General features: G+C 37.3%; 20 protein-coding genes and 1 pseudogene. 9 read left to right on the top strand and 12 right to left on the bottom strand.

Translation table 11 applies throughout. The features are described 5' to 3' along the window. Positions 1-57 precede the first annotated feature (57 nt). The 6 genes and pseudogenes from CZ225_RS16195 to CZ225_RS16170 form a co-directional block, all read right to left on the bottom strand. Complete coding sequence (locus tag CZ225_RS16195; protein ID WP_077154727.1) at positions 58-1,485, bottom strand: Na+/H+ antiporter NhaC family protein; 1,428 nt, start codon at positions 1,483-1,485, stop codon at positions 58-60. A 70-nt stretch (positions 1,486-1,555) separates the two neighbouring features. Then, the gene (locus CZ225_RS16190) at positions 1,556-2,428 is read right to left on the bottom strand and encodes a VIT1/CCC1 transporter family protein (RefSeq protein WP_077154726.1); all 873 of its coding nucleotides are present in this window, start codon (positions 2,426-2,428) and stop codon (positions 1,556-1,558) included. An 11-nt stretch (positions 2,429-2,439) separates the two neighbouring features. Next, complete coding sequence (locus tag CZ225_RS16185; protein ID WP_077154725.1) at positions 2,440-2,874, bottom strand: hypothetical protein; 435 nt, start codon at positions 2,872-2,874, stop codon at positions 2,440-2,442. 70 nt (positions 2,875-2,944) lie between these two features. After that, positions 2,945-3,085: pseudogene (locus CZ225_RS23435) on the bottom strand (MFS transporter); the annotation flags it as partial. 25 nt (positions 3,086-3,110) lie between these two features. Further along, the gene (gene pbpC / locus CZ225_RS16175; protein ID WP_394334033.1) at positions 3,111-5,468 is read right to left on the bottom strand and encodes a penicillin-binding protein 1C; all 2,358 of its coding nucleotides are present in this window, start codon (positions 5,466-5,468) and stop codon (positions 3,111-3,113) included. A gap of 64 nt (positions 5,469-5,532) precedes the next feature. Continuing rightward, a complete protein-coding gene (locus CZ225_RS16170; protein ID WP_077154722.1) occupies positions 5,533-11,169 on the bottom strand; it encodes an alpha-2-macroglobulin family protein in 5,637 nt (1,878 codons plus the stop codon). 86 nt (positions 11,170-11,255) lie between these two features. On the opposite strand from CZ225_RS16170, the gene CZ225_RS16165 reads away from it, so the two are divergent. From CZ225_RS16165 to CZ225_RS16140, 6 genes are all read left to right on the top strand, one after another. Further along, complete coding sequence (locus tag CZ225_RS16165) at positions 11,256-11,657, top strand: BamJ family beta-barrel-assembly machinery protein (RefSeq protein WP_077154721.1); 402 nt, start codon at positions 11,256-11,258, stop codon at positions 11,655-11,657. 396 nt (positions 11,658-12,053) lie between these two features. Then, entirely contained in the window at positions 12,054-13,145 is a 1,092-nt protein-coding gene (locus CZ225_RS16160) for a Gfo/Idh/MocA family protein (RefSeq protein WP_077154720.1), read from the top strand. 11 nt (positions 13,146-13,156) lie between these two features. Next, on the top strand, positions 13,157-14,626 hold the full coding sequence (locus CZ225_RS16155) for a Gfo/Idh/MocA family oxidoreductase (RefSeq protein ID WP_187367550.1): 1,470 nt from the start codon (positions 13,157-13,159) through the stop codon (positions 14,624-14,626). A gap of 40 nt (positions 14,627-14,666) precedes the next feature. Further along, the gene (locus CZ225_RS16150; protein WP_077154719.1) at positions 14,667-15,539 is read left to right on the top strand and encodes a 3-keto-disaccharide hydrolase; all 873 of its coding nucleotides are present in this window, start codon (positions 14,667-14,669) and stop codon (positions 15,537-15,539) included. A 100-nt stretch (positions 15,540-15,639) separates the two neighbouring features. Further along, the gene (locus tag CZ225_RS16145; protein ID WP_083714658.1) at positions 15,640-16,467 is read left to right on the top strand and encodes a 3-keto-disaccharide hydrolase; all 828 of its coding nucleotides are present in this window, start codon (positions 15,640-15,642) and stop codon (positions 16,465-16,467) included. 91 nt (positions 16,468-16,558) lie between these two features. Next, on the top strand, positions 16,559-17,434 hold the full coding sequence (locus CZ225_RS16140) for a sugar phosphate isomerase/epimerase family protein (protein WP_077154718.1): 876 nt from the start codon (positions 16,559-16,561) through the stop codon (positions 17,432-17,434). A 68-nt stretch (positions 17,435-17,502) separates the two neighbouring features. On the opposite strand, the gene CZ225_RS16135 is transcribed toward CZ225_RS16140, so the two are convergent. From CZ225_RS16135 to CZ225_RS16105, 6 genes are all read right to left on the bottom strand, one after another. After that, positions 17,503-17,862, bottom strand: coding sequence for a DUF1622 domain-containing protein (locus tag CZ225_RS16135; protein ID WP_077154717.1), 360 nt, complete (start codon positions 17,860-17,862; stop codon positions 17,503-17,505). Positions 17,863-17,953: 91 nt separating this feature from the next. Beyond that, positions 17,954-18,169 (bottom strand): hypothetical protein, encoded by a 216-nt coding sequence (locus tag CZ225_RS24440; RefSeq protein ID WP_077155860.1) that lies wholly within the window; start codon positions 18,167-18,169, stop codon positions 17,954-17,956. A 186-nt stretch (positions 18,170-18,355) separates the two neighbouring features. Further along, a complete protein-coding gene (locus tag CZ225_RS16125) occupies positions 18,356-19,453 on the bottom strand; it encodes a helix-turn-helix domain-containing protein (protein WP_077154716.1) in 1,098 nt (365 codons plus the stop codon). Between the two features lie 382 nt (positions 19,454-19,835). Then, positions 19,836-21,488: an InlB B-repeat-containing protein gene (locus CZ225_RS16120; protein WP_159441779.1), complete on the bottom strand. Its 1,653-nt coding sequence runs from the start codon at positions 21,486-21,488 to the stop codon at positions 19,836-19,838. 799 nt (positions 21,489-22,287) lie between these two features. Continuing rightward, on the bottom strand, positions 22,288-23,298 hold the full coding sequence (locus tag CZ225_RS16110; protein WP_077154713.1) for a GGGtGRT protein: 1,011 nt from the start codon (positions 23,296-23,298) through the stop codon (positions 22,288-22,290). Positions 23,299-23,316: 18 nt separating this feature from the next. Further along, on the bottom strand, positions 23,317-24,018 hold the full coding sequence (locus CZ225_RS16105) for an iron-sulfur cluster assembly scaffold protein (RefSeq protein WP_005677723.1): 702 nt from the start codon (positions 24,016-24,018) through the stop codon (positions 23,317-23,319). Positions 24,019-24,255: 237 nt separating this feature from the next. Here CZ225_RS16105 and CZ225_RS16100 point away from each other — a divergent pair, with 237 nt between their 5' ends. The 3 genes from CZ225_RS16100 (at position 24,256) to CZ225_RS16090 (ending at position 26,133) form a co-directional block, all read left to right on the top strand. Further along, a complete protein-coding gene (locus CZ225_RS16100; protein ID WP_077154712.1) occupies positions 24,256-24,660 on the top strand; it encodes an HsmA family protein in 405 nt (134 codons plus the stop codon). A 117-nt stretch (positions 24,661-24,777) separates the two neighbouring features. Beyond that, positions 24,778-25,278 (top strand): DMP19 family protein, encoded by a 501-nt coding sequence (locus tag CZ225_RS16095; RefSeq protein WP_077154711.1) that lies wholly within the window; start codon positions 24,778-24,780, stop codon positions 25,276-25,278. Positions 25,279-25,362: 84 nt separating this feature from the next. Next, positions 25,363-26,133: a hypothetical protein gene (locus tag CZ225_RS16090; protein ID WP_077155859.1), complete on the top strand. Its 771-nt coding sequence runs from the start codon at positions 25,363-25,365 to the stop codon at positions 26,131-26,133. The last annotated feature ends 7 nt before the right edge of the window (positions 26,134-26,140 follow it).

Below are 26,140 nucleotides of genomic sequence, written 5' to 3'. Positions count from 1 at the left end.
TGTTTAGGTTTAATACGTTGTCCGTTTATTGCAAAAACAAAGTGTATGCCAGATTGTTCACGAACGTCTTGCTATTTTATATCCGATAGCAGCGACAACGATACTCATTAACGGGCTGATAATGTTGAAAAAACAATATGGAAGATACACAATTGTGGGGACACTCAAAATGGTTGCTTGCGTCATTCCACAACTGTTCCAGGGAATCAATACAGATGTAACAGTTACTGAATCTTCGGTAGTCCGACTTAACAAACAACTTTCGTATCCTTTTTTATAATATATATTGCGGAATATGTTTCCAGTTAGAATAATACTAATGTATTGATCGGCAGTTGCCATATTCAGGAAAAGGCCGGAACATACGGTTGAAGTTACTACACCGAAAGTATTTTTCATAAACCTAATAAAGAGTGAAGTGATACTTCCCAACATTCCACTTGCTGTCATAGCTCCACCAAAACACATTGCACATAAAATCAGCCAAACAGTATTCATCATTCCGGACATACCTCGTGTAGAGATTAAATCAGACAAAATGACATTATCTGTTTGCAAATTTGTTTTTCCGTAGATGGTCATCATAAGTCCTTTATATAAGGATTCAAAATTAGATGTTGTAGCTCCTGCAATTTCGTGTAGTAAATCGGGCTGGAGAATCAATGCAAAAATACCGGCTAGTAAGGTTGATAAGAATAAGGTGATGATGGAGGGAACTTTCCGGGCGATCAAGATTCCTGTTGCTACAGGAACAATCAGTAACCAGGGAGTGATCAGGAACTTTTCTTTCAAGGCGGCTGCTACTTCCGGGATATGTTGAGAGTTGCCTGCGTCATGTGAGAAACCAGCTACTATAAATATAATTAAAGTAATGACAATCGAAGGAACTGTTGTGATCATCATATAGCGGATATGCCGAAAGAGGGGTGTGTCTGTGACGGATGAGGCTAATATGGTTGTTTCTGATAAAGGAGAAACTTTATCACCGAAGTATGCACCGGAGATAATAGCACCCGCAATCCATCCTTCTTCGAATCCTTGTGCTTTTCCAATTCCCATCAATGCAATACCTATAGTGGCAATGGTAGTCCATGAACTTCCCGTCATAACAGATATTAGAATGCAAATGATACAGGTAGAAGCAAGGAAGAAACTGGGATGGATAATTTGCATACCATAATAGATCAGGGTCGGTACAACTCCACTGATCATCCAGGTTCCACTTAATGCACCAATAATTAGCAAGATAATAATAGCTGTTGCAACTCCGGCAATGTTATTCGTTATGGCTAGTTCATAATCTTTCCAAGGTATTTTATAGATCGCCATACCTATGAGGATGCAGACAGCTGTGGTGGTGAGTAGCGATATTTGGCTTCCACCATTTAAGGCATCACTGCCAAATGTGTGGATAGTACCAAAAAGTAATATTACCAGAACGATGATGGGTAATAGAGAAACGAGAGGGGAAGGAATCTTCTTCATTCTATTTTTATATCGCTTTATTAATTGAAATTATCTTTGAATTATTTGATATATATGAAATCACTTGTTATTAAGCATCTATACCGGTGAAAGTTTTCAAGGCATAACCGATCAGGAAACTGATACCAGCTACACTAAAGCTAAGTACGGCCATTTCGGTAAAACGCTTTCGGAAGCTTTCACCACGAGCTACTGAATAATAGTAATTGAATAATGCAATGATAATAAGTGCCATTGTAAGCATAACTCCTAAGGCTAGAATTACATTGCTGATAAGCATGAAAGGAGCAACTAAAGCTGCTACAGTTATCAGGTATGCAATACCGGTATATACAGCAGCTTTTACCGGACGTTTTTTTACATCTCCTTCAGACTTCGTAGAAAGATATTCGGATGAGGCCATGGATAGAGCCGCAGCAATACCTGTTATGCTACCTGTCAGTGCTATTAACCGGTGATCACTGAGTGCTAATGTGAACCCGGCTAATGCACCTGTAAATTCTACTAGTGCATCATTCAGACCTAAGACAACAGAGCCCATATATTCCAGGCGTTCTTCATTAATTAGGGAGATTAACTTCTGTTCATGTACTTCTTCGTCACGAGCGAGACGTTGTAGGTCGGGAATATTGGTATATTTATCGTAGTTGTGATGCGCATTTTTTTCGCTTGACTCCATTAATTTAATCGTAAATGTAATGCCCAATATTTGTGCTAGAAAATAAAAGCGGGCAACACGCTTGCGGTCAGGTATCACATCTTTTCCTGTATATTTTTTTAAGATTTCATAATGTGATTTTTCTTCGACCGCAATTTGATGGAGAACTTTACGATTGTTTTCATCCTTTTCGATAGAAGCGAGTCGTTCGTATACGATACTTTCTGTTATCTCATTTCGTTGAAAGCGGATAAACTTTTCAATGTCTTGTTTGGATACGTTCATCTTATTATGATTTAGTTGTGTAATAACTTACGCTTTTGCCACCAGTAGCATATAAAAAGTATTCCGGTCAGAATCAGTGCTATGGATAGCCCGGTATAAAAGACAGATATGAAACTGTCAGGTAATAAATGCAAACTGCGGATAGTTATGCCTAATGCAATCATGAATACCATCATAATCCAGCTTTTTACATCGAGAAAAGAAAAAGGGCAGTTTTTATCTTCTTTCTTTTCTTCAATTCGACGGGTATGTTTATAATAAAGCTTTCTGAAGATAAATACAAAGAATAATAAAAAAACGACTGTTGCTTCGCCTATTTTAAACATCCAATCTTGCGTACTATTCATCCAGGTGACAATTCCTATTCGCAATATATTAGTGCCGGCTATAATCCACACGATACCTGCGGTGATAAGTAAAAACTGTCTATTTACTCCGTATTTCATAGCTTGCCTTTATTTTCTTATTAAACGGTTTTATTATCTGTTTTGTTGGGTCATTTACTGAACAGCCTCCCGATACACCTAATTCCTGGCGTATCATATTAAGTAAAGGTTGGTTATAATAGAGATTGGCTACCGATATGCCTGCAACAATAGCTAGGGTCCACAGGATAGAAGCCGGCAATCCTCCGTTTTCTTTTAATGGCTGTTTCATTTTGCAAAGATAGTAAATCTGTAGGTCACTCAATAAAGAATGTTGTGGAAACTGTATTTCCTTTGCTATCTACAGCTGTCAGTAAATGTTTGCCGGGTGATGGTTGTAACGAGATATTGTGGAAGTTTTGTGTCTGAGCTATATAACTGTTGTCAAGATGCCAAAAGATAGTTTCATTAGCATTGGCATGTGCTAACTCTACAGTCATGAATCCTTTACTACCATCCATTTGTTTCGGAAGCTTGATATGCGCATTCATTGATGGATAAATGAACTGCATTGTTTGAATAGCGTCTTCACCACAACCAGCTTTGAAAGGAGGCAACGGTTTGTATTCAGGATGGTGTTGTTTGTAATACCATTCCCATACAGGTGGAAGAGTAAACCATGATTTCTGAATAGTTGGCTCTGTATTAGCACAGTTCTCGTAAACACGGTGACTTTCATCCGCAGATAAGGTGATCTGATGATGATACGGACAAGCTTCTGTTCGTAATCCGACGGGGAGAATCAGGAGAGTATCTGTTTCTTCACAGAATCTTCCTTTCAAATGGCCGGATTGCTTACACACTTCTGCTTCAACAAAGATTCCAGTGGGACGTTCAAACCAGGATGAAGAAGGAAGAAGGTTAAATATATCGAATAAAACGGGACCGGCAGTTTGTGCACCGACCAAACCGGGTTTTCCTTCTCCGGTAGCATTCCCAACCCATACGCCGACTGCATAACGAGGAGTAACACCAACAGCCCATGCATCCCGGAATCCATAACTAGTGCCAGTTTTCCAGGCGATTGTCTGCATAGAGGGTATGGATTTCCAATCTATTTCTTCCGGGCGATTTACTTCTGTTAATGCGGATAGTGTTTGCCAGGCAGCACCGGAAGCTTCTTTTAATTTTTCCTTTTGTATGATGAATGGGCTTTGCTTATTTTTAGTTTGGTGATTGAATAGTTCGTAAGTGTTTGTTTCTTCTTCACCATTCATTGCAAGTAGAATATGTGCTTTTTCATTCTGGGAAAGTTTATTGTATGCGTCGTCTTTTTGTACAAGTAATATCCGTCCCATTTCGGCATACGCATTCGTCACATCCCATAAAGTAGCTTCTGCACCTCCCAGAATAAGTGATAAACCGTAATGGGAGGAAGGTTTATTAATAGTTTTAAATCCTATTTGTTGCAGAAAGTGGTGAAATTTAGGTACTCCATATCTTTGTAACATAGTAACTGCCGGTATGTTTAATGAACGCGCAAGAGCTTCTGAAGCTGGTACAGCACCTTCAAATTGCAAGCTGAAATTTTGAGGAGTAAATCCATTGATATTGATAGGGATATCCGGTAAAAGTGTGTGTGGTAACAGACTACCTTCTTTTAACATTGCATAGTAGAGGAAAGGTTTTAGTATGCTGCCCGTACTTCTGGGGGCTTGAATGATATCGACCTGATATCCTCCTTTCTGTTGCTCAAAGTGTACATTGCCACAATAAGCGATAACCTGATTGGTGGGAATGTCAATAATCAGAATTGCAAGATTCCGGATATCACTTCGACTGAATTCATTACTCCATCGTTCTGCCATGTCCTCTATTTGAGTCTGGATACCTCGGTCGATGGTTGAACGGGAATATGCTCCATTTCGTTCTTGATAGAAGCGACTAACCAGGTGAGGTGCTATTTGAGGTAATGGGTGTGGTTCGTCCGGAAGCGGTTCACTGATAGCCAATTCGTAGGTTGATGAATCGATTATTTTTTTCTCAAGCAGTTGTTTTAATAATCGGTTACGTTTGGCTAACAGAGTGGTTCTTCCTTTTGATAAGTGGATCATGGCAGGTGCATTGGGTAAAACGGCCAACATAGCCGATTCTGCCCATGATAAATCTTCGGCAGAATGTCCGAAGTAACGCCAGGAAGCTGCATCCAGACCTACTACATTACCTCCGAATGGTGCATGTGATATATACATGGATAGAATTTCCTCTTTAGTAGCACGGAATTCCAACCGGGTAGCTAAAACCATTTCAATAAGCTTTTCGCTGACGGTGCGTGATTTGTTTCTGGCTAACCGGATTGTTTGCATGGTAAGAGTACTTCCTCCACTTACTACGCGTTTGTTTTTTGTATTTTGATAGAACGCTCTTCCGATAGATAACGGATTCACTCCCCAATGATGATAAAAATGTTTATCTTCAAAAGTGATAAGACATTGCTTTATTTTCTCCGGTGTTGTTGCACGTGGAGGAAAACGCCATTGACCGTCAGATGCAATACGGGCTCCCAACAGTTCTCCGTTTCGATCTGTAACGACTGTGGAATAGGGGACATGGAATAATTGTCTGGGTAGGCAGAAGATATATCCGATCACCAGAAGAGTAATGCAACTAAGCATTACTTTCCGAGTGATGGATAAATGTTTTAAGAATTTTATTAGCTTACCTCCCATAAACTAAATGTTAGCGGCTGACAGTCGTTCTTCCCGCTTTGGTACGTGCTTGCACAGCTGCGTCGTACATCGCTTCGCATTGAATCGCAGGAAGGATAAAGTTACCTGCATAGGTGGCTTGTAACCTGACAGTAAATGTTTTCTGTTCGCCACGACGCAAATTGAAATAAGTGAGTACTCGGTCGTCACGAATATCCTGATAAGTAAATGGACGATTCTTATTTTCTGTAGTACCAGTTGATTCCGTAGTTGCCGGCTCTTCAGGAATAAATATACGCTCATTATATATTTCCCATCCGGATGGTATAATATGTGTCAGGGCTAGATTATTATAGTCGGAAGTGCCACTAATATTAGATACGGAAGTGATAGCCATAAAGTCTGTTCCCTGTTTGATGTCTTCAATGGAAATAGGTAGTCCTTCTGTACTGACGTATCTCACATCCAGACGAATGTTGTCTGACATAGCAGGTAAAGTATCGTTTACGAGTTGGATACGTGTGATAATATCTGCATTCAGAGCTCCTTTGCCCAGATTTTTGATAGAAACAGTTCCGGACTTCGGAGAAGTAGCAAGCTCTTTCTCAAATACAGCTTTAGCCGATTTTACAGCAGGTTGTTGTTGGCCATTCCATTTCCATGCAAAGTCCAGAGTTCCGGATAACTTTTCGGCGAGACGTCCCATTGCCATGAGAGCAAAAGCTGTTGATTGGGTGCTGAACCAATTTTCTTCTGCCAGATTTTGAGATACTTTTTTTGCTTGTTGTAAAGCTTCTCGTTCACGATTCATCAGAAGCAATGTTTCTAGAATCATAGCTTCGTCTCTATCATACGAACCATAAATCTGATTTGCAGAAGAATAGGGGATTACTGTAGTTTCTGCATTGTATACCAGTTCTTCTGCCGGTTTCATCTTTCCGGTTAATGCATAAGCTGCTGCCAGTCTCCATTTTGCCTGAAGAGATAACCCTTTTTGTTCCTTCATTCGGTTCATAGCTCCATACTCCGGTGCATCGGCTAGCGCAAGGGTGTATAGACGGAATGCTTGTTGCAACTCAGATTGCCATAATTGCCATTCACTTGCATCCTGAGGCATTCGCCAATTTTGTGCGGCTGCTCGTTGGAATCGTTTCCATTTGTTAAATACATTTGGATGAACAGCATATCCTTTTTCTTGTGCAAGCGTCAAGAACATTCCAGTGTAAGAAGTAATCCATTCGTCGGCGACAGCATTTCCTGGCCAATACACAAATCCTCCGTTAGGAAGTTGGCGTGCGTAAATCTGGCGGATAGCTTCCTGAATATTTGTTTTTATCTTTTCAGTCTCTTTCTCATCCACTGTTTTGAATTGGGAAACAAATAAGAGAGGCAATGCTTTAGATGTTAATTGCTCCGTACATTGGTGTTGATAATTATACAGAAAATCGAATCGACGGCTGATGTCTACTGACGGTATACGTGATACTTCCAGTTGTACATGATTGTTGGCGGATGAAGAGCCTTCTAAGTTATAAGATAGTTCAGCTTCTTGTCCTGTTTCAATCCATTGGCTATTACGTAATGTAACTACCGGATTCGGATTTCGCACTTCTATTTCAATAGTTTCCTGAGTCTGTTGTCCTCCGCCACTTGCAGTCAGATGAATGGTTGCTTTTCCTGTTTGATTACCCGTTTTCAGTGTGAAGAAGGTTAATTGATCTCCGGGTTGATTGAATGTAAGTGTTTGTTGTTGTGGACCGCTAATCTGTACACCTCCACCAGAAACTTTTAATGATACGGTTACATTCTTTACCTGATTCTCCATTGCAAAGATATTTACCGGAACGGTAATTTCCTCCTGCGTACTGAGTACTCGTGGCAAACTGGATAGCAACATCAGAGGAGTTCGGACAGATGATGTCTTTTCCGCATTGCCATATGCACCGTCTTGTCCGGCAATCACCATTGTACGTACGGAACCTACATACATTGGAAGTTTCAACGTATGTGTTTGTTGCTTGCTTTTTCCTAAATAGAATGGGCCGATAAACTTGACTACTGGTTTGAAACGATTTGCTTTGGTATCTGCTGGTTTCAGTGTTGCATCACCACCTGTACTGAATAATGAATTGTACTGACCGGCTGAGGCTCCCAATACATTATCATACATATCCCAAGTACGGATACCGAGTGCTTCACGTGCATAAAAGTCATTCCAAGGATCGGGAGTCTTGAAGTTGGTTAGATCCAGTAATCCGTCATCTACGATGGCTAAAGTGTATGTCATCGGTTTACCTGTTTTCTCACTAATTGTTACATTGAAATCAGTTTCCGGACGTAATACATCCGGCATTTTGATCTGTGGTTGCAGTATGGTCTGACTATTGGTAACGAATACCGGCACAATTCCATACATCCGAATAGGTAGGTCATTGACTGTTTGTGCATGTGGTTGCAGCAAACTAATATGTAGATATACATTCGGAGCCATTTCCGGAGTTGTTTTGAAAGTGATTTTGGTATCTCCTTCGTTAGATACTTCTGTCCATTTCTGTTGTAAAACTGTAGAACCATTTTCTATGGAAACCAATGCGCGTCCTCCTGCAGAAGCCGGAATAATTGCTGTAACTGTTTCTCCTATTTCATAAGAATCTTTGTCCAATGAGAATGCCAGCATTTTGACTCCACTTGGATTACTTCTATTGGAACGTCCACGCCAGTCAGGCCAGTCTACATAGATAGTACCTCCTGTTGCATGTCCGCTTTCTTTATCTTTTACATATACCAAATAACGTCCCCAATCCGGATAATTGACACGAAATTTAAAGGTTGCTTTTCCTCTTGTCGTTTGTAGATTGCCACTGGCTACAGGAGTAAAGGAACTACTATTGATGTAGGTCCCAATTGATGCTTCACTATTATCCCACCACCAACTCCAATCGATTCGATATATTTTATATTCCAGATTGGAACGATCTACTAACTGTCCTTGTTCATCAACAGTTACAATATCGAATATATGGTCTTTATCTGTTTCGATATATTTCCCTTTAGGCTGGTTAAGATTAATTCCTACATATGAGTCAAATGGGGAAAATGGAACGCTATGTGTGTAAATACTTGCGTCTCCTCCTGGTTCGAAAACACGAGCGATGAAGGTGGCATTCAACATACCTGGTGCTTGAGTTGCTGCCGGAAGATTTATAGTGAATCCTACCATTCCTTTCTCGTCCAGTACACCGCTGAATACATCAGATTTCATTGTCGTAAAATCTGTTGCTGGATTATTAAAAATATACTGGTTGTAATTCTTGAATTGAGTATTAACCTTAGATAAGGTCATTTCAACTTTGGTTTTTAGCTGGGACGCCTTAGCACCAGTTAGCCATGCAGAGGTAAGAATTGCATAAACTTCCTTATAGGTAGCTTGCAAAATGGTAGGCATAGACAGGTCGATCTTTAATCGGTTGGGCTTTACGGTTTCAATCAACAGGCTCTTGTGAAAGGCAGTTCCTCCCACTTTGACATACGCATTCCATCTTCCTGTCGGATCACTTGTTTGTGTCGGTACATCAAATGTATAAAAACCATTCATACCTTTAGTTGAAACCATTTTAGTGTAAAACTGTCCTTTGGGATTGTAGATTTCCAATGCTACAGGATGTCTGTCAGGGATTCTTTTTTCACGATCTTCCAGAATAAAGGAGATGTGAAGCGTATCCCCTGGTCGCCATACTCCTCTTTCGCCATATATAAATCCTTTTAATCCTTTTTGAATATCTTTGCCTCCTACGTCAAAACGACTGACGGATTGTTCTTCTCCATCTACAACGCGGACGTATGCCTTTTGCTTATCAAATTCTGCAACAGCAATAAAAGGTACTCCTTTCGGAGAGATTTCTACGAATCCTTCCCCGTTTGTTTCTCCTTTTCCTATTGGCTGTAATTGGAAGTTGTATATGGTTACTTGCGCTTTCTCGATGGGGTTGGTGTCTAATATGTTGTTTACAGTAATCCATAATTTATTGAGTGAATTCTTTTTCACAATCATTCCTAAGTTGGAAGCGAAAACGTTACAACTAGCTGCCCGGTCAGATGACATATAATAAGAAGGATGACAGGGATTATCACGCTCATTCCATTTATATTGACTCCAATCCATAGGTACACTGCCATTATAATAGTAATATGCCTCCGGAGTATCCCAAACGGCTTCTTCTTCGTCGGACAATGTTTCGCTACTGATTCTAGTCAAATCGTTTGCTGCATCATTGTTTGTAAACTGTAATTCTTTGTTTTCTCCTCCACAAGGATAAGCTGAATACTCTTGACGGAAAGAAAGAATAACTCGGTAAATAGCTCCCGGTTCTTGTCGAATTAGTCCGGCAAGATCAATGGAATAGTCTTCCCAACGATGAACGTCTTTTGAAGAGTCTTTAGCGAGCCATAGTGTTTTTTTGTAGACCAATCTTCCTGAACGGCGTAATTCATTAGCTGACGAAAGCGAATTCGTCTGCATGAACATTAATACATTATTTTCAAAAATGCGAATAATGTTAATGTCTACTGCGTATAGATTTACAGCACGGAATGGAATAATTAGACTTTTGGAATCGGGTAGGATAGCAGCAGAAGTACTCATTTCTACCTGTGGTTTTAGATTCTGTTCGCTGAATGAGATCGATTGAGATGTATTTAATGTCTTTCCCTGACTGCTTTTTACTCCTTCATGAATTTTTAAAGTTAGTTGATTTAGTTGATTGGTGTCGAAATATATAAAGACTTTATTGTCTTTAATCTGCGAAATGGAAGATGAGACCTCCGGTACTTCAATTAACCCTTTTAAGTCTTGTGTATTAGAAACGGGATCGGAGAAAATAACTTCAATTCCATTTTCCGGTTGGTCAATACGCTTAGCAGAAAGAAAACGGAAGTTACCTTTGGCGGGAATTAATATCTCTTCTTCTTGTATCCGGTCTATGTCGGCTACTTTTCCATTGGCTGTTATTTTTAACTGATACTCTTCTTGTTTTCTTGGAATCTGGCTAATGACAAATTCGTAGCGGGTAGGATTATCTGTTGCAGTTATTTCAATAGGAGTATTTCCACCATTGCCGATAGTCAGCATTTTATTAACTTCTTCTTTTTTTATAGCGTCACTGAAACGGATCGTTCCATTTACGGTGACTACATCCGGTTGAGTAGCGGTGATCGTTATTGGTTCTGTATGTAAAGTAAAGTTGCGTTCTTGTACCCGGAATGAAAAATTGAATTTTTTCAAGCGTTTATCCACTTCTACAAAGTTTCCTAATTCAAATATTCCTTCGTAAAATTCTCCGGGTTTTAAGCCCCCTTCTTCGGGAACGAATTCAATGGTATTATTATTAATCCAATATGCTTTTCCTTTTATGGAAGGAGAAAAATGAAAAGGATCATCTTTTAACTCGTTGTTAAGATCTACCATTGGCTGGTCTTGGGCTAGTTCAATTCGTATGGTAGAATTTTGTGAAATTACTCCTCCTATATATGCATTCACATATGGAGCATACTCAGCGGAAGGTATAATGTCCTTCTGACTGCTGCTTGAGCATGAAGATAGGACTAAAATTATCGAAATAAGAAAGAATAGTCCGGCAGCTTTGCTGCATCTAGTTCTGGTTAGTTCCATAACGAAGGTGTTTTTAAGATTCAATAAGCAAATATACAGATTTTATGGAAGTTTCTTCTTATTTTTGTATAAAAATAAATTTTGTAATGGGAAGAAAAGAAGAGTATAAAGAAAAGAATCTACAGTTTATTAGTGAACTTTCCCGGCAAGAAGGTATTTGTTCATTGTCGTGTAATATATATTATAAAGTATTGGAGAGTAGTACGGCAAATATTTCACCTAATGTACGTAATATTGTAACAGTACATTATAAAGGCAGTTTGATAAATGGTAGAGAATTTGATAATTCTTATGAACGTGGTTGTCCGGAGGCTTTTCGTCTTAGTGATGTGATAGAAGGCTGGCAATTAGCTCTTCAGCAAATGCACATAGGGGATAAATGGGTTATTTATATTCCGTATACGATGGGATATGGTTCGCGTGCTTCAGGTCCGATTCCCGCTTTTTCAACATTGATATTTGAGGTTGAATTGTTGGGAATTGCTTGATGGGCATTAAATACTTTTAAGTCTTGGAGTCTTTTAATTGTAAATTGTACTTTGGGCTGAACTTAGGTTGTTGATTGATTAAAATCAGGAGTTGGTAATATAAAGAAATAGTCTGCTTTTTATTAAATATTAAGCAAATGGTTTCATTTCAGTAATAATAATAAGGCACTAATGCTTTTTTGTGTTATTTTTATATTTATTTATATAAGTATGCTTCCATTTTCTTGCCAATTGCCGTACATTTGTTGCGTAGCTACTAATAGGCATGGAAATATGAAACACGAACTTGCTAAGATATTTAAAAATGACCACATGTTTTCAGGAATGTCTGGAAATTTAATATTGAACTTTATACCTTATTATATATAATACTTTGAATAACTAAACAGAAATAATATGAAAATTAAAGTTGGACTGATCGGTTTCGGTCGCATGGGACGATTTTATTTAGAAGAGATGCAAAAGAGTGGCCGATGGGAAATTGCGTACATTTGTGATGTAAGTGCTGACTCCCGTGAACTAGCTAAAGTACTCTCACCGGAATCTAAAGTTGTAGCTGATGAACAAGTTATATTTGATGATGAAAGTGTGCAAGTAGTTGGACTTTTTGCATTAGCAGATTCTCGTAAGAAACAGATTGAACGTGCTATTCGTAGCGGAAAACACATTATTTCAGAGAAACCAGTTGCAGACACGGTTGATAGAGAATGGGAAGTGGTAGAACTTACAGAAAATACTGACCGCCTTTCTACCGTTAATTTATATCTTCGAAATTCCTGGTATCATCGGGAAATCAAACAATTTATAGATAGAGGTGAAATCGGTGAATTAGCAATTTTGCGTATTTGCCACATGACTCCCGGATTAGCACCGGGTGAGGGACATGAGTATGAAGGTCCCGCTTTCCACGATTGTGGTATGCATTATGTAGACATCGCTCGCTGGTATGCTGGTTGTGATTATAAAACATGGCATGCTCAAGGTATCAATATGTGGAATTATAAAGATCCTTGGTGGGTACAGTGTCATGGTACTTTTCAGAATGGAGTAGTTTTTGATATCACACAAGGATTTGTATATGGGCAGTTGTCTAAAGATCAAACCCATAATTCATATGTGGATATCATCGGAACAAAAGGTATTGCTCATATGACTCATGATTTTCAAATGGCAAAAGTTGATCTTCATGGGGTTCATGAGACTATTCATTTGGAGAAACCCTTTGGTGGGAAAAATATCGATGCTTTATGTGATTTATTTGCAGATTCTATAGAAACAGGAATACGTAATCCTCGATTGCCGTCTATGCGTGATTCTGCCATTGCTTCGGAATATGCCTGGACTTTCTTGGAAGATGCTCAAACACATGACTTGCCTTCTATTGGTAATCTGAGGACACTGGAAAAAATTCGCGAACGTAGAAAGAATATGAAAAATGGATATGGATTATTGCAGAATAATAATCTAGAATCTTTAATTAAGCCTTAATACTATAACTTATGTCAAACATTTCGAGGAGACAATTTATCAAAACGGGAGCTGCGGCGTTAGCAGGTATATCTATTGCTCCTAACATTATTTTAGGTAAGAGTCATGGTCATGTGTCGCCAAGTGATAAAATAAATATTTTAGGTGTCGGGATCGGAGGCCGTGGTGCTAGTGTGCTGAATGGTTTGTCAAGCCAAAACATTATTGGGCTTTGTGATGTAGATTGGAACTATAGCGATCATGTATTCAAGAAATACCCGAAAGCAAAGCGATTTCGTGACTATCGTATTATGTTCGATAAATTAGGAAAATCTGCGGATGCTGTAATGATAGCAACGCCTGATCATACTCATGCTATCATTGCGTCGGAAGCTATTATGATGGGGAAGAACGTTTATTGCGAGAAACCACTAACCCATACGGTATATGAATCACGCTTATTGACAAAATTGGCTGAAAAATATAATGTAGCTACACAGATGGGTAATCAGGGCTCTTCTGCTCCGGGTGTTCGTAAAGTCTGTGAATGGATATGGAATGGTGAAATTGGAGAAGTCACTAAAGTGGAAGCGTTTACAGATCGTCCTATCTGGCCACAGGGACTCAATCGTCCGGAAATAGGTGAAGCAGTTCCTGAAACATTGGATTGGGATTTATTCCTTGGCCCGGCTCAATATCGGGATTATAATTCATGTTATACTCCATGGAACTGGCGTGGTTGGTGGGATTTTGGAACAGGTGCATTAGGTGATATGGCTTGCCATATCCTTCATCCAGTATTCAAAGGATTAAAATTAACTTATCCTACTAAAGTACAAGGTAGTTCTACATTATTGTTATCTGATTGTGCACCAACTGCTCAGATGGTGAAATATACTTTCCCTGCTCGTGATAATATGCCGAAGGTAGCAATGCCGGAGGTTGAAGTTATTTGGTATGATGGAGGTTTAAAACCAATGCGTCCTGAAGGATTGCCTCCACACAAAGATCTGAATGATCATGGTGGTGGTGTCATTTTCCATGGAACAAAAGATACTCTTATCTGTGGTAGCTACGGTATTAATCCATGGTTATTGTCAGGAAGAAATCCAGATTCTCCAAAGGTGTTACGTGAAATTCAGGAATCTCACGAAATGGATTTTGTACGCGCATGTAAGGAAAAACCGTCTAGTCGTATACAAACTGCCTCTTCGTTTAGCGAAGCTGGTCCTTTCAATGAAATGGTAGTAATGGGTGTACTTGCTATCAGATTACAGTCGCTCAACCAAGAGTTGCTGTGGGACGGACCGAATATGACGTTTACCAATATTGATCCGAATGCTACTGTTCGTTCTGTCATTAAAGATGGTTTTACTATTAAGAATGGTCATCCAAGCTTTAAGAAAACTTGGACAGAGCCAGTTAATGCGCAGGCTTTTGCTCAGGAACTGATCAAGCATACATATCGTGAAGGATGGAAATTACCTGATATGCCTAAATAATAAGAAACTAACTCAAATATTAATTTAATAAATTGAATTCATGAAAAATCTGTTTTATCCTTTAGCTTGCTGCGTAATAGCCGGTGCGTTGACATCTTGTGGCGGTGGCAAGAAAAATGCTAGTACTCAAGAAGAACAATCATCTGATATGGTTACTCTTGGGTATTCAAAATCATTGAAAGCTGCCGATACTGACAGTCTCCAGTTGCCGATAGACAAAGATGGTTATATCACTATTTTTGATGGAAAAACTTTTAATGGCTGGCGTGGCTATGGTAAAGATAGAGTTCCATCTAAATGGGTTATCGAAGATGGCTGTATTAAGTTTAACGGTTCTGGTGGTGGAGAAGCTCAGGATGGTGACGGTGGAGATCTTATCTTCGCTCACAAATTTAAAAACTTTGAATTGGAAGTAGAATGGAAGGTTTCTAAAGGTGGTAACTCTGGTATCTTCTATCTGGCTCAGGAAGTAACTTCTACGGATAAGGATGGTAATGAGAATTTGGAGCCTATTTACATTTCAGCTCCTGAATATCAGGTGTTGGATAATGCAAATCATCCGGATGCAAAACTTGGTAAAGACAACAACAGACAATCGGCTTCTTTGTATGATATGATTCCTGCTGTTCCTCAAAACCAAAATCCATTTGGTGAATGGAACAAGGCTAAAATTATGGTATTCAAAGGAACTGTAGTTCACGGTCAGAATGATCAAAACGTTCTTGAATATCATTTATGGACACCGAAATGGACTGAAATGCTCCAAGCAAGTAAGTTTAGTGAAGAAAAATGGCCTTTGGCATTTCAATTGCTGAATAATTGCGGCGGTGATAATAGAGAAGGATTTATTGGATTCCAAGATCATGGTGATGATGTTTGGTTCCGTAATATTCGCGTTAAAGTTCTCGATTAATAAGAATAATTAATCTGTTAGGATAACTTCATTGAAGGATATATTTTGATATTTCTTCAATGAAGTTATTAATATGGAGTAATGATTAAATATTTCACTAATGAAATTTAGATATTTACTTATATTAGTGGCTTTTTTGATTGCATGGCCTCAAGCATTGGATGCAAAGAAAAAAAAGGAGGTTACTCTTACTTATTCAAAGTCATTGAAAGCTGCCGATACTGAAAAGCTGCAATTGCCGATAGACAAGGATGGTTATATTACTATTTTTGATGGTAAAACTTTTAATGGTTGGCGTGGCTATGGTAAGGACCGAGTTCCAGCTAAATGGATTATCGAGGATGGTTGTATTAAGTTCAACACCTCTGGTGACGGTGATGGGGGTGATCTTATCTTTGCCCACAAATTTAAGAACTTTGAATTGGAAGTAGAATGGAAAATTTCAAAAGGAGGCAACTCTGGTATTTTCTATTTGGCTCAGGAAGTAACTACTACTGATAAGAATGGTAATGAGGTTCTGAATCCAATTTACATTTCTGCTCCTGAGTATCAGGTGTTGGATAATGCGAATCATCCGGATGCAAAACTTGGTAAAGACAACAACAGACAATCTGCTTCTCTGTATGATATGATTCCTGCTGTTCCTCAGAACCAAAAACCATTTGGTGAATGGAATAAAGCTAAAATTATGGTACATAATGGAACTGTAGTTCATGGTCAGAATGATCAAAAAGTTCTTGAGTATCATTTATGGACACCACAATGGACTGAAATGCTTCAGGAAAGTAAGTTCAGTGAAAAAAGATGGCCTTTGGCATTTCAAATGCTGAATAATTGCGGTGGTGACAATAAAGAAGGATTTATTGGATTCCAAGATCATGGTAATGATGTTTGGTTTCGTAGTATCCGTATAAAAATTCTTGATTAACAAAGATAATTAATTAACAACTTCGTTGAATATCATATATAGATAGTTATTCAATAAGGTTATATCGTTTTATAATTAAACATTTTAAACCATGAAATTTAGATATTTGCTTATATTATTTGCTTTTTTGATCGCTTTGCCACAAGCAGTAGATGCAAAGAAGAAAAAAGATGTTACTATCCAACTTTATTCAGTTAGAGACTTGATAAAAGAAGGATCTGATTTTAATGCTTTATTAAAGAAATTGGCTCAGATGGGATATTCAAGCGTAGAAGCTGCCAACTATAACGATGGTAAGTTTTACGGTTTGACTCCGGAAGACTTTAAGAAAGCCGTTGAAGATGCAGGTATGACTGTTTTGTCTTCACATTGTTCAAGAGGTTTGTCAGATCAAGAATTGGCTTCCGGTGATTTTTCTGAATCACTGAAATGGTGGGATCAATGTATTGCTGCTCATAAGGCTGCTGGAATGAAATATATTGTAACTCCTTGGTTAGGAGTTCCTAAAACAGTCAAAGACTTACAGACTTATTGTAATTATTTCAATGAAATAGGAAAGAGATGCAAGGAGAATGGCATGTTATATGGATACCACAATCATGCTCATGAATTTGAGAAAGTAGAAGGTAAAGAGGTAATGTATAACTACATGCTCGAAAATACTAATCCAGATTATGTCTTTTTCCAAATGGATGTATATTGGGTAGTAAGAGGTCAGAATAGTCCGGTAGATTATTTCAAAAAATATCCGGGACGTTTTAAAATATTGCACATCAAAGATGATCGTGAACTGGGTCAAAGTGGTATGGTAGGATTTGATGCTATCTTTAAGAATGCAGCAACTGCTGGTGTTCAGAATATTGTAGCTGAAATTGAAAGATATAGCTGCCCAGTGGAAGAAAGCGTTAAAGAAAGTATTGACTATCTGTTGGATGCTCCTTTTGTAAAGGCTTCGTATCGTAAGTAATATTAATGATATAAAAACGAACAATCCCTGTAGTTGAAAGACTATAGGGATTTTTTATTGGCAATAGACTAAGCCTTTGTTTTTTTTGAACGTTCGTTTGGATCTAGTTCCTTAATTTCTTTATTTAGAAAAACAGAAAGTATTGTTCTTACAATAACCACTCCTCCTAAGATGGCTAATTCGTCTAAGGTTGGATCTACTACAGTTTTTAAAATATCTGAAGCAATAAGAAATTCTAATCCAAGTAGAAGATAACTGCCAAAGTCAGTACGTAATTTTCGGATGTTATTAAGGGAGTATGTACCGTTGAATCGTTTTATTTCATTGCATAAAAAAGCAATGAAGCCGACAAATACTCCATAGGTGACGATCAGTAAACTGATAACACTGATAATCGTAGCTAGCGTATTTAAGAAAGTGAGTAGCATCGTTCATGATGTTTAGTTATAATATATCAACAAATGATGGACTACAATAGTTCTTATTTTCTTTTATACTTTTCTTCTACCCAATAAAATCTTATGAGTCAGTAGAATCTAGTTCTGAAATATAATAGCTGAAAAAGTCATGATTTAGTATTTGACTTATTCGTAATAAAAGTTCCGTATCTATACTTTTTCTTTTAAATATAGAATATACATTTGTCCTATCACAATAGAGTTTGTTTGCAAACCATGTGACAGGGCGATCTTGACGATGAAGCTCTGTTTCAATTATTTTACCAATGTGTATCATTTGCGTAGTATTGTGTTCCATATAAATTTATCCCCAATTTTAGACTTTATCTACTCTTTTAGGCTCCCCTTTTTGATTTCTTCACCAAAAGTAATGTATTAGTTTAGAGCATAAAAATAAAAAGTGTCTCATTTCAAAAATGAGACACTTTTCTATATACTTGTATAAAGAGAGATATGAAATGATTTACTGCTTAATTGATTGGTTTTCAATGTATTTTGATGGTGATATACCATATTTGTCCGTAAAGTTACGATAGAAGGTGGCACGTGAAGTGAAGCCACATAAATACATTAATTCCTTTACGTTTTTATGGGAGTTTTCTGCTGCCAGTTGCTTAAAATATTCTAATCGTCTATAATTGATATATTCTCTAAAACCTGTAAAACCTCCACTTTTGATTGCTTCTGAAATGGAATGTTGTTTTTCACCCAAAGATTTAGCCAAACATTCTATATTATAATTCTGATCTGTATATGGGTGTTCTTCTTTAAAGTATGTTTCGATTGTTGTGAAAAGTGGTAATGTTTGGGGTAACTTAGTACATGATTCTTCTTTGTTTATTTCACAAATCATATCTATATGGTCAGAAAATGGGTTCTCGTAACGTAAATATTGTATAGAAAATAAGATAGTGAATATAATGGAAATAATTCCGAATAGATTGAATATAAATTCATTGATATTCAAGGTAAACAGTATGTATATACCCAGAAAAAGAAATAGGAATGCAATGAATGCATACATGTTATTGTTAATCTTGCGGTAGGTTTTATTGCTGATTATTGGATAGACTAGAAAAGTCAGTGGAATGAAAATTGAGAGCAGGAATATGGTTAGTCTTAATTTTATATCCAGTTCTCCAATGTTTGGAATAATTTCATTTAAAGAATTAATAGGAGTGATTTTTCCATTAAAAAAGAGATAGCATAATCCTATAGTTATAATAATGATGGGTGGAAGTAAGAAGGTAAATATTCTTAAATGGTTAAAATATCCGGGGGATAATGATATGATCGGAAAAAGACATACAATACTGGCTAATGAATACCATTTAAGCATTTTCTCGATATTGAGGAGATCTGTGAATTCATATGTGGGAGTATCAGTGACTATCATTAGCCATCCAATATTTTCCCACGACATCACTGCGCCAATGGCAAATGCTATTATTCCCCAATAAAGTCTTTGATAATTGTCTTTTGCTTGAAAAATGAGTATTGCTCCCATTGTAAGAGCAATTAGGTCGAATGTAAGTTCAATAGATAAATATGTTGTTCCCATAAATAAAAAATAGGAGAGTACTTTTATGAAAGAAAGTACTTTCCTCTACGGATTTATACCAAATAAGTTAAAGAATTTATCTCTATTTTTTATAATGTTTCTGAATAAGCCGTACCGTTAAGAAATATTCAGAATCTTAAATTCATGGCAAAGATAGTGAATTTATATTTTTGTTAGTCTGAATGGCATATCAATAATTTATAAATTGTTGTTTTTACCATAAGGATGAATTAATCAAAAACTGAAATTTGACGCAATAACTATTATGTTGAAGTATAATTGGAAATAAAAAGTGCATCTCAAAAAATTATATAGCTTTTGAGATACACTTTATTTTGATACAATTTCTTCTTTTTTTGTAGTATCAATTCTTCATTCAGTCTTATCTGTTCGAAGGATGTTGTATTGTTTTAAATTTACTATCTTTTCTTATTGTTTTTACAGAACGATAATCATAATCTTCATTGTATTCGTAAATCATATAGATAGTACCTCCGTTGGCTTTGTTTCCTGTGTAAGAATATGTGCCTCTTTCTTCCTCTTCATCCCATGTAGATGGATTCTTACCGTCTGCACTTGCAGAAGTTCTATAATACAATTGAAATGTTTTGTCTGCTTTGAGTTCAATTTTATAGTTATAATATTTATTGCCGTCTTTTTCCCAATCAGACATCACATAGGCTCCTACTGGAAATTCCCCTTTCGATTCATAATCACAATAAAAAGCCTCGTCATAAACTTTAAACTCACAACGGTTTCCGGTGAACGAATAAGTAAATTTTGCAATGTTTTCTGTAACTCTAGAACATGATTCTAATTTATCAAATGCGGCTATAACTTCGGATTCTTGCATTACTTCATACGGTAAACTATTGTATAATCTATATGCTTCATCCACTGTTTTAATCACTTCATCGTAATTTTCTAGGCTAATTTGATTTGGGTTAGGTAACGTATTGGTTTTTTGTATGAATTTTGCTTTCAATTCATCAATACTGATGACTTTTAATGTTATAACCTGAGAGATTGAAGGGAATTCTGCAGATGAAATGGTAATATTGATTGTGCTGCCTGCTGTGAGTGCAGGATTGACCATGAATGTTATGTTATGTTTATCTTTAGTAATTTCACCTTGTGCCCAAGTTTCCAGATTATCATATGTAAAGTTTACATCACTATTTGTAGCTTCTTCACCACTGGCGTCTAATCCAAAAGCATATAAGTAAAATGGATACTCAGAATTTGTAGTAACATAAATTAATCCATCGACTGGCATAGGATCAAATCCTAATTTAGAGGTTGCGCGATAAGGTTTAGCTATTAATTGATTGATGGCATCAATTAACGCTTGGTATGCATTATAAATTTCTGTGGGAGTTGGATTCTGAGAAGCAGCAACTACTTTAGCAGCTTGCAGTTTGCTGTACATAACTTCGTAAGATTCATCTTCGTAATTATTATCATTCAACTGAGTAGCTTCTATAATTAACTCATTTAATGATGTAAGAGTTATTTCTGTCCATTTGGCATAGAGAATAAGATCTTTTGTGATTGGAGTACTGAAATCATATACATTTGTCAAAGCAGCGTCGGTATACCATCCTTCAAAAGCGGCTCCTTCCTTTGTTGGGGTGAGTGGCTTAATTGCACATCCGCCTTCTGCTACACCTTGAGGGTCTATAGCATTACCTCCATTAACGTTGAAAGTAACTGTGTAATCGACTTGTTGCCATTTAGCATAAAGAGTGATATCTTTCACTACTATATCACTTTCGAATTTCCAAATATTAGTATAATTTGGTTCCTTATACCAACCAACAAAGATTGATTTGTCTTTAGTAGGAGCAGTGGGCTCTTTTATTTTTGTCCCATCGTTTACAGTTTGTGGACTTACATTACTTCCTCCTTGTGAGTCAAATGTAACAGTAAACTGTTCAGGTAGTTTGTTGTCATCATCACTTCCACAGCTTGTTATAATAACTGTAAGTAAAGCAATGACACACACTTTTGAAAAATAATGTTTGATTGTTTCCATTTTCATTTCTTTTATTTTAGTAGTTAATAAAAATCTTTATTCAAGAAGGGGAGTATTGTATATTACAGAATAGTCATTTGAATGTAGATAACCGATTTTGTTCATGTTAATACTTAGCTTGCTTGTTCTTATTTATGTCACAAAGGTAGTCTGTATGAGAAGAGAAATATAAAATTAGCGTAGTGAAATTTTAGACATATTTGTAGAATATAATTCACGTGTTCTTTCGACTACTTTAATCGTCTCTTTAGGTGTTTGAGATCGTCCTTCGGGAGTTATGATTGGAGTTTGATGAATTTATATTTAATATCGGCCGGATAACTCTTTTTGATAGTAGAGAAAAAAGTCATATTTAAGAATTTTAGAGATGCGTAATAGTAACTCTGTATCAATGCTTTGCCGATTAAATATTTTATAAATATTTGTTCGGTCGCAATATAGTTTTTGAGCAAACCAAGATATTGAAATATTTTGCTTGTATACTTCTTTTTCGATAAGTTTTCCTATGTGTATCATGATAAAAAAGGCGGAACCATTCAATACTTACATTTGATCTGAGGTACCGCCAAGCACCGTGTCCATTCATAAGTATGAATAGTTCACGCCCATAGAGCGCGAACTTTCAGTAACTTATTCCCAGGACTTCATTTTGGCGGTTTTCAGATCAGAGAATAAGAGCTAAAAGCTCATTTTTTAATAAGTAGCTGAATGGAAACTCTATTCCATTTGTTTTCTATTTTAAATAAAAATAGGAGAATAGCTGTTTAATACTATTCTCCTTATATAAAAGTAACTTAAATTACTTAGACAAAGCCTGAGCTACGTCTACAGCACAAGCTACAGTACAACCTACCATCGGGTTGTTACCAATTCCTAAGAATCCCATCATTTCCACGTGAGCAGGAACTGATGAAGAACCAGCGAACTGAGCGTCTGAGTGCATACGACCCATCGTGTCTGTCATACCATAAGAAGCAGGACCAGCAGCCGTATTATCTGGGTGAAGAGTACGACCTGTACCACCACCTGAAGCAACTGAGAAATATGGTTTACCTGCAAGAACGCGTTCTTTCTTGTAAGTACCAGCAACCGGATGTTGGAAACGAGTCGGGTTAGTAGAGTTACCAGTGATAGATACATCTACACCTTCTTTCCACATGATGGCTACACCTTCGCGAACATCATCAGCACCGTAACATTTTACTTTTGCACGAGGACCGTCAGAATAAGCGATTTCGCGGACAACTTTCAGTTCACCTGTGAAATAATCAAACTGAGTCTGAACATAAGTAAAGCCGTTGATACGAGAGATAATCTGAGCAGCGTCTTTTCCAAGACCGTTCAAGATACAACGTAATGGTTCTTTACGTACTTTGTCTGCTTTTGCAGCAATTTTGATAGCACCTTCAGCAGCAGCGAATGACTCGTGACCTGCCAAGAATGCGAAACATTTAGTTTCTTCACGCAGCAACATAGCAGCCAAGTTACCATGACCGATACCAACCTTACGGTCGTCGGCTACAGAACCCGGAATACAGAATGCTTGCAAACCGATACCGATAGCTTCTGCTGCTTCTGCAGCGTTTGTGCAATGCTTTTTCAGTGCGATTGCAGTTCCTACCACATATGCCCATTTTGCATTTTCAAAACAGATAGGCTGAGTTTCTTCACAAGTTTTATAAGGATCAAGTCCGGCAGCTTCGCAGATTGCGTTAGCTTCTTCGATGTCTTTGATGCCGTTAGCGTTCAAGGCAGCGATAATACCTTTGATACGACGGTCTTGGCTTTCGAATTTTACTTCTCTAATCATAGTTTTTTCCTCCTTATATTATTCGTGACGTGGATCAATATGTTTAACTGCTCCCTGTTCTGCTGTTACACGTCCGTAAGTGCCGGTAACTTTCTTCAATGCTTCGTTAGCATCGGTTCCTTTCTTGATTTCATCCATGAATTTACCCATGTGCACGAATTCATATCCACAGATTTCATCATTCTTATCCAAGAAGATATTTTTGATGTAACCTTCAGCCATTTCAAGGTAACGGGGACCTTTAGCCAAAGTACCGTAAAGAGTACCTACTTGGCTACGTAGACCTTTTCCCAAGTCTTCCAGACCGGCACCGATGATCAAACCACCTTCAGAGAAAGCTGATTGAGTACGTCCGTATACGATCTGCAAGAATAGTTCACGCATAGCAGTATTGATAGCGTCGCAAACTAAGTCTGTGTTCAATGCTTCAAGGATAGTTTTACCCGGAAGGATTTCAGCAGCCATAGCAGCCGAGTGAGTCATACCAGAACATCCGATAGTCTCCACTAAAGCTTCCTGGATAACACCTTCTTTAACGTTCAGTGTCAGTTTGCAAGCACCCTGTTGAGGAGCGCACCAACCAATACCGTGTGTCAAACCTGAAATATCAACAATTTCTTTTGATTTTACCCATTTGCCTTCTTCGGGTATGGGAGCCGGTCCGTGATTAGGGCCCTTCTTTACAACACACATGTGTTCCACTTCGTGTGAATAAGTCATAATTAGCTCTTTTTTAAATGATATAATTAAAAATACGTAGTCGTGATTCTCTAAATCGCCCACAAAGTTAGTTGATTTATTTGTTTCTGCAAATTGCCATTTATTACTTTTTTGTGAAAAGCAAGAATTAGGTTTACGTTTCTCTTTCGTTTGCAAAGTCGGGATTGCATTTCTGAAAGATTGAAACTTATTGAACTATCTGTTTACGAGGTTGTTGTTATCTGAAAACTAAATCTTATGGAACTAAATCAGGTAGACATACATTATTTAATAGCTGCGATTTGCGTAATTTCATTTGCGTTGATTTTTTATACGATTGGTGTCTGGGGAGAACGTCTTCAAAAGAAACTAAAATTTTGGCATATTGTTTTTTTTCTATTGGGATTGGTGGCTGATACGGTGGGGACTAGTCTGATGGAGCACATAGCAGAACTGACTCACTTGCATGATGAAATTCATACGGTGACGGGGACGATTGCCATCCTTTTGATGTTTGTGCATGCTTCGTGGGCGATATGGACTTATGTGAAAGGGTCTGCTATAGCTAAACAGCATTTCAATCGCTTTAGTATTGTTGTGTGGTGTATTTGGCTTATACCTTATTTAATAGGAGTGTATTTGGGAATGCATTTGCATGAATAAACAAGTTTCCCCGGACGTACATCCCGGGAAAACTGTTTTAGTAAGATAATAGAAGTATCGTTATAGGAAATAGAATAAAAATTCGTAGCTTTGTTGCAAAACTTATAGGACAGAGCTATGATAGAGATAACAGATGCGGCTTTACAGGCTGCCGCAGGTGAAGGCATGGATGAATTTATCCAAGTATTCACAGATAAATATAAAGAAGTGGTTGGCGGTGAATTGACTGCTGAAACAATGTCTTTGCTGACAGGAGAGCAACATTCGTTGTTGGCTTATCAGATTTTACGTGAGGAAATAATGGTTGGCGGATTCTGCCAGTTGATTCAAAATGGTTATGGAGGATATATTTTTGATAATCCATTTGCAAAGGTGATGCGTTTATGGGGTGCGGATGATTTTTCTAAATTAATATATAAGGCCAAGAAGATATATGATGCCAATCGTAAAGACTTAGAGAAGGAACGCACCGATGATGAATTTATGGCAATGTATGAGCAATTTGAGGCTTTTGATGATCTGGAGGAAGAATATCTGGACATGGAAGAACGGGTAACTGCAACGATTGCTAGTTATGTAGATGATCATTTGGAACTTTTTGCAAAAATAATAAATTAGTGGATGCAGTATTTTTTAAGTGATAGCATTTATTAATTGTGAATTAGAATTTATATCTTTGCAAAATCTAAAAATATGTTGTTTATGAAACAAATGAAATTTTTCTTGGTGACCTTGATGGTTGTTTTAATGGGGGTATCTGTTACTTCTTGTTTGAAGGGTGATGATAATACTGAGGTACAGGCTTATACCGTAGCTAAAGTAACGGATAATATGTTTGCCTATGTATCTTTTCTGGATATCAGTGGATATAAAATGGTTTCAAAAAATATTGTGACAGAACTATCCAATGTAAATTCAGATGATTTTATATATATGTTGTATACTTATGATACGAAAACTGATGTGGATCCGAATTCTCAGACTATCAATATAACAGTCAATGCAGCACAAAAGATTTCAGGGAATGGCGTTTACGGTATTACAGAGGAAATGGATGCGGATGATACCTATGTATCTAATAGACCTGTTATAGAGATTTCGAATGAATATTCTAAGCCGCTAATGTTTGATAATTATAATTTGGTTATTCCTATTCAGTATTATGCGAAAGAAAATATTGATAAACATAAATTTAGTTTGGTATATTATACAGATAAATTGAAGGGTAAGGAAGAGGGCTCTGGCTTGACTTTATATTTGCGTCATCAATCGGAAGAAACAGGAGAAAGTCTTAGATATTTTTCTTATAGAACTTTTGATTTAAAAGAGGTTCTGTATGCATATAAAGAAAAATATGGAAGTTTTCCGGCAAATATCATTATTCAAATAGAGAAAAATTCTCTTTCAAATGGAGAAGTTCCGACAAAAACAACTCCAGTTTCATTTGAATATAAATATAACGACAAACTTTGAATTACAA

Origin of the sequence: Bacteroides bouchesdurhonensis (assembly GCF_900155865.1) — a bacterium.
In the GTDB taxonomy this organism is placed as follows: Bacteria; Bacteroidota; Bacteroidia; order Bacteroidales; family Bacteroidaceae; genus Bacteroides; species Bacteroides bouchesdurhonensis.
The sequence above is the reverse complement of the archived record's forward strand: the minus strand, read 5'-3'. Positions and strand labels throughout refer to the sequence as shown.